The organism is Labrys sp. E2SS-1L (genome assembly GCF_057073705.1).
On record NZ_CP172712.1, the window covers coordinates 4,074,364 to 4,085,958 of the forward strand.

The window sequence follows — 11,595 nt, forward strand, 5'->3', positions numbered from 1 at the left end:
CCATGTCCATGATCTTCGAAACGCTTCCCTTCCTGCTCGGCGGCCTGTGGACCACACTCTTCGTCTCCATGGCCGTGGTCGTGATTTCACTGCTGATCGGCATCCCGCTCGGCTGTGCGCTGGTCTTCGGGCCCGCCTGGGCACGGCTGCCGATCCGGCTCTATGCCGATTTCGTCCGCGGCGTGCCGATCCTGGTCCTGCTCTATTTCATCTATTACGGCCTGCCGGCGCTGCGCATCAATCTGCCCAGCCTGCTGGCCGCGATCGTGGCCCTCACCGCCTTCAAATCGGCCCAGATCGTCGAGATCACGCGCGGCGCCTTCCAGGCCATTCCGAAGGGGCAGACCGAGGCCGCCCAGTCGATCGGGCTCGGTCTTTTCGATCGCTTCGTCTATGTCCTTGCGCCCCAAGCCGTCAGGCGCTTCCTGCCGCCCTTCATCAACAGCGTGGTCGATACGGTGAAGGGGTCCTCGCTCGTGTCCCTGCTCGGCATCGTCGACCTCCTGCTCTCGCTTCAGCAGGTGATCGGCCGCACACATGTCGCCCTGCCCCTCTATGTGCTCGGCGCCTTGATGTATTTCGCCATCAACTTCCCGCTCTCCGCCCTGAGCCGCCGGCTCGAAAAGCGCTTCGTCTGATCGGAAGAACCGCCATGTCCAACGCCGCCCCCCAGCCGGTGATCGAGATTGCCAATCTCACCAAGTCCTTCGGAGCCCTGCAGGTCCTGAAAGGCGTCGACCTGTCGGTCGAGAAGGGCCAGGTCATTGCCATTATCGGCCCGTCCGGCAGCGGCAAGACCACCCTGCTGCGCTGCATCAACTTCCTGGAGGAATATGACGGGGGTTCCGTCCGCATCGACGGGGTCGAGGTCGGCTTCAGCGAGGCGAACGGCAAGCGCCGGCGGCGCACCGAACGCGAACTCGCCCATATTCGCGTCGACGCCGCCATGGTTTTCCAGCAGTTTAACCTGTTTCCGCATCTGACGGCGGCCCAGAACATCATGCTGGGCCTGATCAAGTCGCGCGGCAAGAGCAAGGCCGAAGCCCGGAGCATTGCCGAGAGATGGCTGGCCCGCGTCGGCCTGTCGGCGAAGATCGATGCGATGCCGGGACAGCTATCGGGCGGCCAGCAGCAGCGCGTCGGCATTGCCCGGGCGGTAGCGATGGAACCCAAGGTGCTGCTGCTCGACGAGATCACCTCCGCCCTCGATCCCGAGCTCGTCGGCGAAGTCCTCGGCGTCGTGCGCGAGTTGGCGGCTGAGGGCCGCACCATGATCCTGGTGACCCATGAAATGGCCTTCGCGCGTGAAGTGGCCGACCGCGTTGTGTTTACAGACCAGGGCAAGATCATGATCGATGCACCGCCCGCGCTGGTGTTCGGCGAACAGCCCAACGAGCGACTGCGCGCCTTCCTCGCGCGCTTCGCCGGCCTGCAATTGCCGGCCCCTACTCCCGCGCGCTGATGACGGCGCCGGCACTGGCGATCATCACCAGCGCGATACCGCCGACCTGCTGCAGGCTGAGCGGTTCATTGAGGACGAGATAGCCGGCCAGTGCGCCGATGCCGGGCTCCGCGCTCATCAAGATGCCGAAGGTGGCCGAGGACAGGCGCCGCAGCGCCATCATTTCGAGAGCATAGGGCAAGAGCGGCGTCAGCACGGCCAGGCCTATCGTCTGCACCGCCAGGCCGCCGGGAAGCGCGAAGCCGGTTTCGTACAGGCCGAAAGGCGTCGATATCAACGCAGCCGCCGCGAAGGAGATCGCCAGCCCCTCCAGCCCCTTGAAGACCTTGCCGATGCGCTTGCTGAGAAGGATGTAGGCAGCCCAGCCGGTTCCCGCTGCAATCGCGAACAGGAAACCGAGCATATCGACGCTCCAGCCAGCCTGGTTTCGCACCAGCAGGAGCACGCCGGCAAAGGCCAGCACCAGCCAGATCAGGCGCCAGCTGCGGGCAAAGCCGAGAGCCGCGACACCCAGCGGCCCCAGGAACTCGATGGCAACCACCAGCCCCAGCGGCACGCGGGTGATCGCCACGAAGAAAAAGAGCGTCATCATGGCGATGGTTGCTCCCAGCGCCAGGGCGATCAGAATTTCGCGCCGATGATAGCGGCGGATGTCGGGGCGAACGATGACGCCCAGGATGATCGCGGCCCAGGCCAGCCGGCCCCAGGTGGTGGCGAAGGGGCCGTATTCGGCCATGGTAGGGTGAGCCAGCGCTGCGCCGAGCTGCACCGAAACCATCGAACATGTGAGCATGAGCAGGGCCAGGCCCGTCTGCGACGTCGATGGGGCGGCCCCTGCTGCCGCGCTGCTTGAATTGTCCTGCAAAGTCCTCTCCCAGGGCTGTGCTTCTACACCATCGAAACGGCAAAACAGAGAGTGGCTGGACGATGATTGCAGGCCTTACCAAAAGCCGGCCGATCCATGTCCACAACCCTTCCGCCCTTCTCGCCCATATCGTCGAGCTTCGGAAAGATGGCATCATTCTATTCGGGCATGAGACCCGCATATATAGCCGATGTAAGGCAAAGAAAGCCGAATCTCTAATTTTGAAAGGGCATTTTGGCCTTTTCATATGACCCGGCAGTACCCCTCAATTCTTCGCCGACTCCTGCAGGGGGTCGAACTTCTCGATAAAATCGATCAGGGCCATCACGGCTAGTCCCATGTCGCGAATGGAGGTGAATTCTGCAGGATTGTGGCTGATGCCGCCGCGGCAGCGTACGAACAGCATGCCGATCGGACAGAGGGCGGCCAGCGACTGGGCGTCATGCCCGGCTCCCGACGGCAAATGAATTGCCTTGCCGCCCTGGGCAGCGATCGCTGCCGCAAATCCGGCCTGAAGCGCGGGATCGCAGGGCTCCGCCTTGGCCTCATAGGTCTGCTCGATCCAGGTCGAAACGCCGCGTCGCTCGGCGATGGCGAGAAACTCCGCGCGCAAGGCGCTCATCGCTTCCATACGCCTGGCATCACTCTGAGAGCGCAGATCGACCGTAAACACGATACGGGACGGAATGACGTTGGAAGCGCCGGGCGACAGGCTCAGCTTGCCGATGGTGCCAACCATGAAATCATCGGCATGGCTTCTGGCAAGGCGTTCGAGCGCAAGCGCCATTTCGGCGCAAGCCGAGAAAGCGTCCTGCCTCAGCGCCATGGGGACCGTACCGGCATGGCCGGCTTCGCCCACGACCGTCACCGAATAGCGTATCTGGCTGGCGATTGCCGTCACGACACCGAGCCCCTCGCCGGCCTCCTCCAACACCGGGCCCTGCTCGATATGAACCTCGACATAGGCCGCCGCCTCGCCGGGCTCGTAGGCGGCGGAGGGAATGGCGTCCGGATCCTTGCCATAGAGCCGCAGGGCATCTGCCAGCTTGATGCCATCGCTGGATTCGATTTGCAGGGCCGCCGGATCGAAGTGGCCTGCCACGGCTTCGGAGCCGAGCAACGTCGTCACGAAACGAGAGCCCTCCTCGTCGCCGAAGGCGAGGACGTCGATACCGAAGGGCATGGCGCCATGCTTGCGGATAATCTCGCGGGTTGCCAGGATACCGGCGATGACGCCGAATGTACCATCATAGGCGCCGGCATCGATCACCGTGTCGATATGCGAGCCGATCAGCAGCCGCTGCACGGCATTGCGCGTTCCCGATGACGGCGCCAGCCGGCCCCGAACCGTGCCGAGCGCATCCTCGCTGACCTCCAGTCCCGTTTCCGTCATCCAGCGAGCCACGAGGTCCGCCGCTTGCCGGTGCTCGGGAGTGAGGTAGAGACGCGTCAGGCGCCCATCCTCGGCACTGATCATCGCCAGGGTACGGATCATGCCTTCGGCCTCGCGGCCCAACGCCATCGCCCGTTCGATCATCGCATCTGCTCCCCTGTCTGCCGGAGGTTCAGGAGATAGGGGATGGCATCGAGCCTGGCACGGTCAAACGGCATGGGATGGGTCGGCCTCGTCAGCAGGGCATTCCGATAGGTCAGCTTGTGACTAACAGAAAAAGCCGCTCGGGTCCCACTGCGGTTCGCCAATGCAGGAACCGCTCAGATTTTTCATAGCCAGGCTCGCCCCGGCTATCCAGAAGCCGCCCCGACAACCGGCCGGGAAGCTGGATTGCCGGGTCAAGCCCGGCAATGACAAAGGTCATGCAAACTCGAAGACGCTTGAGTGAACCGCATTGCGCTCCGGGTTCCCTTTTTGGGCGCGGGACCGGACAAGTCATGGATCAAATGCGCGCGCAAGTGTCGATCCCTGCGCACGCAATGGCCAATCAGTTCGGGAACTTGTCGTCGATGCCCTTGACGTACCAGTTCATGCCGAGGATCTGCGAGGCATCGAGCTTGTCGCCCCCCTTGCATTCCACCGTCTCGCCCTGCTGGTTCACCACCGGGCAAGTAAAGGGATGGATCTTGCCGGACTTGAGCCCAGCTTCGGTTTCTTCTGCCAGCTTCTTCACATCGTCGGGCATGTTGGTGTAGGGCGCCATCTTGACCATGCCCTTGTCGAGGCCTTCCCAGGTGTCTTCCGACTTCCAGGTCCCGTCCAGCACCGCCTTGGTGCGCTCGATGTAATAGTCGTCCCAGTGATTGATGATGGCGGTGAGCTGGGTCTTCGGGCCGAAGGCGATCATGTCCGAGTCCTGGCCGAAGGAATTGATGCCCTTCTCGGCCGCGGCCTGAGTGGCGGCGGGACTGTCGGTATGGGTCGCCAGGATGTCGGCGCCCTGCGCGATCAATGCCTTGGAAGCATCCGCTTCCTTGCCGGGATCATACCAGCTCGAGGTCCAGACGATCTTGATCTTCATGTCCGGACGCACGGACTGGGCGCCGCGCATGAAGGAATTGATACCCGAGATCACTTCGGGAATCGGAAACGGCGCGACATAGCCGACGATGCCGCTCTTGGACATTTTGCCGGCGATCACGCCCTCGACATAACGCCCTTCATAGAAGCGCCCGGCATAGGTCGAGACATTCTCGGCCCGCTTGAAGCCGGTGGCATGCTCGAACTTTACGTCCGGAAAGTTCTTGGCGGCCTTGATGGTGGGGTCCATATAGCCGAAAGAGGTGGTGAAGATCAGCTTGTGGCCAGAGTCGGCGAGGTTCTCGATGGCGCGCTGGGCATCCGGCCCTTCCTGGACGCTCTCGACATAGGTGGTCTCGACCTTGTCGCCGAGGGCCTTCACCAGCGCCTTGCGCCCGACATCGTGCTGGTAGGACCAGCCGAAATCGCCAACTGGGCCGACATAGATGAAGCCCACCTTGAGCTTCTCCTCGGCACTGGCCGAGGTCGCCCCGGCACCGGCCATGAGGCCGCAAACGGCCAGGGCTGCCAATATCGTTTTTTTCATCGAGTTTCCCCTCATGGCGGGCCATACGGATCGAAACGCCGGGCCATGGCCCATGCCCGGCGGAAGTGGAAATCAGCGATCGGGCACGAAAGCGGTGCCCAGCGAACCCGGCGCCACGCCGCGACGCCCCTTGCCGGCCGAGATCATCACCAGCACGATCACCGTCGCAAGATAGGGCAAGCCCGTCCAGAATTGCGGCGGCCAGACCAGCCAGTGCGGCAGCGAGCCGCCCAGCGCCTGCATGTGCAGATTGCCGATCCAGATCGCCCCGAAGAAATAGGCACCCAGGAGCAGCCGCCAGGGGCGCCAGGACGCGAACACCACCAGCGCCAGGGCGATCCAGCCGCGGCCGGCCGTCATGCCCGTCCCCCAGAAAGGCGTGTCGGCCAAAGAGAGATAGGCGCCGCCCAGGCCGGCACAGGCCCCGCCGAACAGCACGGCCCCGAACCGGATGAGCCGGACAGGATAGCCCAGCGCATGGGCCGAGACGTGGTTCTCGCCGACGGCCCGCAGGATCAGGCCGCCGCGGCTGCGATAGAGGAACCACCAGACGGCGGCGACCAGCGCGATCGACAGGTAGACCAGGGCGTCCTGGCCGAACACGACAGGCCCGATCACCGGGATGTCGCTCAGGCCGGGTATGTCGAGCGAGGGGATCTTGGCGCGGTTGAGCCCGACGAAGCCGGTACCGAGGAGATCGGAGAGGCCCAGGCCGAGAATGGTCAAAGCGAGGCCCGAGGCGACCTGGTTGGCGGCGAGTCCCAGGGTCATGAAGGCGAAGAGCGCCGCAAAGACCATGCCGGCGATGATAGCCGCAAGAAAGCCGAGCGGGGCGCTGCCGGTCATGTAGGCAATGGCAAAGCCCGAGACCGTGCCCATGATCATCATGCCCTCGACGCCGAGATTGAGCACCCCGGAACGCTCCACCACCAGTTCGCCGATGCCGGCCAGCACGAACGGGGTCGAGGAGGTGATGATGGTGAGGATGATCGCTTCGGTGAGATTCATCAGGCTACCTTGACTGCGCCGCGCACGAAACGGATGCGGTAGAGGATGAGCGTGTCGCAGGCGAGCACGTAGAACAGCAGCAGGCCCTGGATCACGCTGGTGATGCCGATCGGCACCTTGAGTGCGATCTGGGCCGCCTCGCCGCCGAGATAGGACAGTGCCAGCAACAGGCCTGACAACAGGATGCCCACCGGATTAAGCCGGCCAAGAAAGGCGACGATGATGGCGCTAAAGCCGTAGCCGCTGGCGAAGGGAAGCTGCAGGAGGCCCATCGTCCCATCAGCCACGCTGATGCCGGCAAGGCCGGCAAGGCCGCCCGACACCGCAAAGACGAACAAAGTCATGCGCTTGGGCGAGAAGCCGGCGAACAGGGCGGCGCGCGGCGCCTGGCCGAGCAGGCGGATCTCGAAGCCTTTGAGGCCGCGCCACAACAGCACGGCGGCAGCCGCCACCACCACCAGCGCGAAGATGGAATCGAGATGGATCGGGCTGCGCCGGAACAGCGCCGGCAGCGTATTGTCGAAATTGGCCGTGAGCGGGAAGTTCAGGCCAGCGGGGTCGCGCCAGGGGCCGCGCACGCAATAATCGAGGATCTTGTCGGCGATATAGACCAGCATCAGGCTGGTCAGGATCTCGTTGGTGTTGAAGCGCGTCTTCAGCACCGCCGGGATCAGGGCCCACAGCGCACCACCGGCGATGCCGCCGACGAGGATGAGCGGCACCGCATAGAAGGGCGTCTGGCCCTGGAACAGCAGGGCGATGCCGCCGCCCACCGTGGCGCCAATAATGTACTGGCCTTCGGCGCCGATGTTCCAGTTGTTGGAGATGTAGCAGAGCGACAGGCCGACGGCGATCATCACCAGGGGCGTCGCGCGCACCACCAGTTCCTGAGCGGTGCGCAGGCCGGTCAGCGGCTTGATGAAATAGACATAGAGCGCCTCGCCGGGTGCCTTGCCATAGAGCGCGAAGATGATGGCCGCCGAAACCACCGTGAGCAGGATGGCAATGAGAGGCGAGACCAAGGCCATGCTTATGGAGCGCTCGGCCCGCTTTTCGAGTTCAATCCGCATGATCGGCGCCCCCCATCAGCAACCCGATCCTCTCCAGACTCATGGCCGATACGGGCTCCGGTGCGGACAGCCGGCCGTGATGGATCACCGCGATATGATCGGCCACCTCGAAGATCTCGTCGAGGTCCTGGCTGATCACCACCACCGCCGCACCGCGCCGCGACAGATCGATCAGGGCCTGTCGGATCAACGCGGCCGCACCGGCATCCACGCCCCAGGTCGGCTGGTTCACCACCAGCACGCCGGGTTCGCGCAGCATCTCGCGGCCGACCACGAATTTCTGCAGATTGCCGCCGGAGAGCGAGCCGGCCTCGGGGTCGGGCTTGCCCTTGCGCACGTCGAACGTGCCGGAGATCCTGGTTGCCTCGGCCGAGGCCTTGCGCATGTCGACCATGCCGTAAGACACCAGCCCACTGGCGGCATGGCCGGTCAGCAGCGCATTCTGGGAGAGGGTCATGCGCGGCGCCGCCGCATGGCCGAGCCGTTCTTCCGGCACGAAGGCGGCGCGCAAGCGCCGGCGCTCGGTGACGCCGAGCGCACCGACGGGCTTGCCGTCGACAGCCACCGCCTCGGGGGCCACCGTCCTCTCGCCGGAGATGGCCGCGAAGAGTTCGCTCTGGCCATTGCCTGCCACACCGGCAATGGCGAGAATCTCGCCGCCCCGGGCATTTAGCGTAATCTCCTTCAGCGTCGTGCCATGCAGGTCCTCGGCCTGAAGATTCAGCCCCTTCAGCGCCAGGCGCACGGGGCCGTTGCGGTTGGCCAGGCGGCCATGCTCGACCATGGCGACGTCGGCGCCCACCATCATGCGTGCCAGGCTGGCGGCGGTTTCCCTGCGCGGGTCGCAGGTCGCCACCAATTTGCCGTGGCGCAGCACGGTCGCCGTCTGGCACAGGCGCTTCACCTCCTCCAGCCGGTGGGAAATGTAGAGCACCGCCCTCCCCTCGCCGGTGATGCGTTCGAGGGTGAGAAAGAGCTGGTCGGCCTCCTGCGGCGTCAGCACCGAGGTCGGCTCGTCGAGAATGAGCAGCTTGGGGTTCTGCATCAGGCAGCGCACGATCTCGATGCGCTGCCGCTCCCCCACCGAAAGCGTATGCACCGGCCGGCGCGGTTCGAGCGGCAGGCCATAGGCCGCCGATACCGCCGCGATGCCTTCCTCGACATCCCGCAATTTCGTGCCCGGGGGCTGGGCCAGGGCAACATTCTCGGCGACGCTGAGATTGTCGAACAGCGAGAAATGCTGAAACACCATGCCGATGCCCACGGCGCGAGCCGCCGCCGGGCGCGGCAACTGGATCGGCTGTCCCTGCCAGAAGAGCTGCCCCTCGTTGGGCTGGAGCAGGCCATAGAGAATCTTGACGAAGGTCGACTTGCCGGCGCCGTTCTCGCCCAGCAAAGCATGGATCTCATGCGGCATGATCTTCAGATCGATGCCGTCATTCGCTCTCAGCGCGCCGAAGATCTTGACGATACCCCTCGCTTCGATCAGGGGCGTGTGAGCGTCTGCCATTGCTGCCACATTCATGGACGTGCCCAATTCATAGGCGCAAATAAGGCAGATGCGAAGAGTTCAGGCATGGTAACGTAGCTTTTCCCCAACTCAGCGGCGTACCGGGACTAGCCGAGACGCCGATGGCCTTTCAGGACCGACATCCGGCTGCCGGCCTGACGGGGTAATTGCAAGATCTGGGCCACGACGGAAGCCGCTATCACCGCCGGCTCCTTGCCTTCGATGCCGGGTATTCCGAGCGGGCAGATCATGCCTTCGATCAGCCGTTCCGCCAGGCCCGCCTGCCGCAATTGCGAGACGAAGCGAGCCCGCTTGGTCTGTGAGCCGATCACGCCGACATAGGCGAAGCGATCCGCCGCCAGAGCCGACGAAACGATGGCAAGATCGAGCGCGTGGCTATGCGTCATCACCACGATACGCGCATGGTCAGGCGCACCGACCAGGATACGCTCGGGCTCGGCATCTCGGCGGAGCACGACATGCTGCGGCACATGGCTCGGGAAGGCGTCGGGCCGGGCATCGCACCAGACCACGTCGATCGGCAGAGGCGCCAGCGCCAGGATCAGAGCCCGGCCGACATGACCGGCGCCGAACAGATAGACAGACGGATTTGTGGGATCCAGCCTTTCGAGCAGGCGCCCGTCCGGCAGGAAGCGGCTGGCCGTTTCGGCGGGTAGCCCCTGTGCCTCGGCATCGCTGGCCCGGCGACGGATGAAGCCGCCTCGCTCATGCGGCATGCCGATGCTGATGGAGGTTCCGCCCGCCGGCGTCGCAAGCTCGTTCAGCCAGGCGAGATCGTCCCGCTCCAGACGCTCCAGCATCAGGCTGACCCGGCCGCCGCAGCATTGGCCGAGGTCCGGTCCCAGGGCCTTGTCCAGGGAGCGCATGCGGCGTCCCTCCCGAGCCGAAAGCAGCGCCTGCGCTTCGGCGAGCACCTGCCATTCCAGCGTGCCACCGCCGATCGTGCCGGAAAAGGCGCCGTCTGCCCGCACGGCCATACGCGTGCCTGCTTCGCGTGGGCTTGACCCGCGCACGTCCATGATGGTGACGAGCACGGCGCGCCCGTCCCGCTCGACCATGGCCTTCAGCGTCGCGAAGATCCCCATCGCTCTGCCCGCATGCATGCCGGTTTTGGCACAGGCATGATAACGCTTCGGGATGATCGCGCCAAAGCCCATTTGTGGGCTGGTCTTCAAGACCAGCCCCGGCTCCTCCGGGAGATACGGTACTTCCAGGCTGGTCTAAAGCCCCCCGATTACAGGGCCTTGTCGAGGGCCTGCGCAAAGTCGGCGATCAGGTCGTCGGCGCTCTCGATGCCGGCGGAGAAACGCAGCATGCCCTGGCGGATGCCCATGCCCAGGCGCGCATCTTCCTCGAAGCGCTGATGGGTGGTGGTCGAGGGATGGGTGATCAGGCTTTTGGTGTCGCCGAGATTGTTGGAAATGCGGGTGATCTTCAAGGCATTGGCGACCTTGAACGCCGCCGCCTTGCCGCCCTTCACCTCGAAGGTCACCAGCGTGCCGCCGGCCTTCATCTGGCGGCGCGCCAGTTCGGCCTGCGGATGGTCGTCGCGGAAGGGATAGATCACGCGCTCGACGGCCGCGTGGCCAGCGAGGGCATCGGCAACCTTGACCGCATTGGCGATCTGGCGCTCGACCCGCAGTTCCAGCGTCTCCAGGCCCTTGAGCATCACCCAGGCATTGAAGGGAGAGATCGAGGGGCCGGTCTGGCGCAGATAGGTATGGATGTGGTCGTTGATGAACTTTTCCGACGCCAGGATCACGCCAGCCAGACAGCGGCCCTGCCCGTCGATGTGCTTGGTGGCCGAATAGACCACGCAATCGGCGCCGAGCTTGAGCGGGCTCTGCAGCAGCGGCGTGGCGAACACATTGTCCACCACCAGCGTGGCACCGGCGCTCTTGGCGATCTTGGCGATGGCCTCGATGTCGAGGATCTCGAGTGTCGGATTGGTCGGGCTTTCCAGGAAGAACACCTTGGTTTCCGGCCGAACCGCCGCCTGCCACTGGGCCAGCTCGGTGCCATCGACCAGAGTCGAAGTCACGCCGAAGCGCGGCAACAATTCCTCGATGACATAGCGGCAGGAGCCGAACAGGGCCTTGGCGGCGACGACATGGTCGCCGGCCTTGAGCTGGCCGATCAGGGTCGCGGTGACGGCCGCCATGCCGGAGGCGGTGGCGCGGGCAGCTTCGGCTCCCTCCAGTTCCGCCATGCGCTGCTCGAACATCGCCACGGTGGGATTGGAGAAGCGGCTATAGATGAAGCCGGCATCCTCGCCCTTGAAACGGGCCTCCGCCTGCTCGGCGCTTTCGTAGACGAATCCCTGGGTGAGGAACAACGCCTCCGAGGTCTCGGCATATTGCGAGCGCAGCGTGCCGGCATGCACGAGCCGGGTGGCCGGCTGCAATTCCCGGGTGGAAGGTGCTGAAGTCAACGGTTTGGTCATCTGCGGCAATCCTGAACAGCCGCAAGTCGAGCGCCAGCGCTCTTTCCCACGGCCCTTTAGCGAGTTGTTTTACGTGGCTGCAAGCCGGCCGGCCCAAATCCACCACGACGAAGACTGTTGAGTAGCCCTACTCCCCGATGGCGTCAATGCATGGTTTCGTCTAGCAAGACCAAGATACGCCAAAACTGGCAGCAAA

Annotated in this window: 10 protein-coding genes and 1 riboswitch; of the genes, 2 read left to right on the forward strand and 8 right to left on the reverse strand. The window is 64.5% G+C overall.

Going from position 1 to position 11,595, the window contains the following annotated elements; genetic code table 11:
- Positions 1-2: 2 nt before the first annotated feature.
- Together ACIGJE_RS19085 and ACIGJE_RS19090 are read left to right on the forward strand one after the other, a co-directional pair.
- Positions 3-638: an amino acid ABC transporter permease gene (locus ACIGJE_RS19085; RefSeq protein WP_311934946.1), complete on the forward strand. Its 636-nt coding sequence runs from the start codon at positions 3-5 to the stop codon at positions 636-638.
- Between the two features lie 14 nt (positions 639-652).
- A complete protein-coding gene (locus tag ACIGJE_RS19090) occupies positions 653-1,462 on the forward strand; it encodes an amino acid ABC transporter ATP-binding protein (RefSeq protein WP_367622974.1) in 810 nt (269 codons plus the stop codon).
- On the opposite strand, the gene ACIGJE_RS19095 is transcribed toward ACIGJE_RS19090, so the two are convergent.
- The 8 genes from ACIGJE_RS19095 to ACIGJE_RS19130 form a co-directional block, all read right to left on the reverse strand.
- Positions 1,446-2,327: an EamA family transporter gene (locus ACIGJE_RS19095; protein WP_311934950.1), complete on the reverse strand. Its 882-nt coding sequence runs from the start codon at positions 2,325-2,327 to the stop codon at positions 1,446-1,448. The genes ACIGJE_RS19090 and ACIGJE_RS19095 overlap by 17 nt on opposite strands.
- 265 nt (positions 2,328-2,592) lie before the next feature.
- Positions 2,593-3,864 carry an allantoate amidohydrolase gene (locus tag ACIGJE_RS19100; protein ID WP_483678430.1) on the reverse strand — a complete coding sequence of 424 codons (1,272 nt, stop codon included), beginning with the start codon at positions 3,862-3,864 and terminating at the stop codon, positions 2,593-2,595.
- 403 nt (positions 3,865-4,267) lie between these two features.
- Positions 4,268-5,347, reverse strand: coding sequence for a BMP family ABC transporter substrate-binding protein (locus ACIGJE_RS19105; protein ID WP_311934958.1), 1,080 nt, complete (start codon positions 5,345-5,347; stop codon positions 4,268-4,270).
- 72 nt (positions 5,348-5,419) lie between these two features.
- Positions 5,420-6,355 carry an ABC transporter permease gene (locus ACIGJE_RS19110; RefSeq protein WP_394308515.1) on the reverse strand — a complete coding sequence of 312 codons (936 nt, stop codon included), beginning with the start codon at positions 6,353-6,355 and terminating at the stop codon, positions 5,420-5,422.
- Positions 6,355-7,425, reverse strand: a complete 1,071-nt coding sequence (locus ACIGJE_RS19115; RefSeq protein ID WP_311934962.1) for an ABC transporter permease — start codon at positions 7,423-7,425, stop codon at positions 6,355-6,357. Before ACIGJE_RS19115 ends, ACIGJE_RS19110 begins: the two co-directional genes overlap by 1 nt.
- A complete protein-coding gene (locus ACIGJE_RS19120) occupies positions 7,415-8,935 on the reverse strand; it encodes an ABC transporter ATP-binding protein (RefSeq protein WP_415083978.1) in 1,521 nt (506 codons plus the stop codon). The genes ACIGJE_RS19115 and ACIGJE_RS19120 overlap by 11 nt, the downstream gene beginning before the upstream one ends.
- Before the next feature lie 107 nt (positions 8,936-9,042).
- A complete protein-coding gene (gene xdhC / locus ACIGJE_RS19125; RefSeq protein WP_415083980.1) occupies positions 9,043-10,041 on the reverse strand; it encodes a xanthine dehydrogenase accessory protein XdhC in 999 nt (332 codons plus the stop codon).
- 149 nt (positions 10,042-10,190) lie between these two features.
- Entirely contained in the window at positions 10,191-11,399 is a 1,209-nt protein-coding gene (locus ACIGJE_RS19130; RefSeq protein WP_311934968.1) for an O-succinylhomoserine sulfhydrylase, read from the reverse strand.
- A 36-nt stretch (positions 11,400-11,435) separates the two neighbouring features.
- Positions 11,436-11,515, reverse strand: a riboswitch (SAM riboswitch).
- Positions 11,516-11,595 lie beyond the last annotated feature (80 nt).

Coding starts and splice junctions, on each gene's coding strand:
- ACIGJE_RS19100 (WP_483678430.1), bottom strand. CDS start 3,864: ATGATCGAACGGGCGATGGCGTTGGGCCGCGAGGCCGAAGGCATGATC.
- xdhC (WP_415083980.1), bottom strand. CDS start 10,041: ATGGGGATCTTCGCGACGCTGAAGGCCATGGTCGAGCGGGACGGGCGC.
- ACIGJE_RS19110 (WP_394308515.1), bottom strand. CDS start 6,355: ATGAATCTCACCGAAGCGATCATCCTCACCATCATCACCTCCTCGACC.
- ACIGJE_RS19090 (WP_367622974.1), top strand. CDS start 653: ATGTCCAACGCCGCCCCCCAGCCGGTGATCGAGATTGCCAATCTCACC.
- ACIGJE_RS19115 (WP_311934962.1), bottom strand. CDS start 7,425: ATGCGGATTGAACTCGAAAAGCGGGCCGAGCGCTCCATAAGCATGGCC.
- ACIGJE_RS19130 (WP_311934968.1), bottom strand. CDS start 11,399: ATGACCAAACCGTTGACTTCAGCACCTTCCACCCGGGAATTGCAGCCG.
- ACIGJE_RS19085 (WP_311934946.1), top strand. CDS start 3: ATGTCCATGATCTTCGAAACGCTTCCCTTCCTGCTCGGCGGCCTGTGG.
- ACIGJE_RS19120 (WP_415083978.1), bottom strand. CDS start 8,935: ATGGCAGACGCTCACACGCCCCTGATCGAAGCGAGGGGTATCGTCAAG.
- ACIGJE_RS19105 (WP_311934958.1), bottom strand. CDS start 5,347: ATGAAAAAAACGATATTGGCAGCCCTGGCCGTTTGCGGCCTCATGGCC.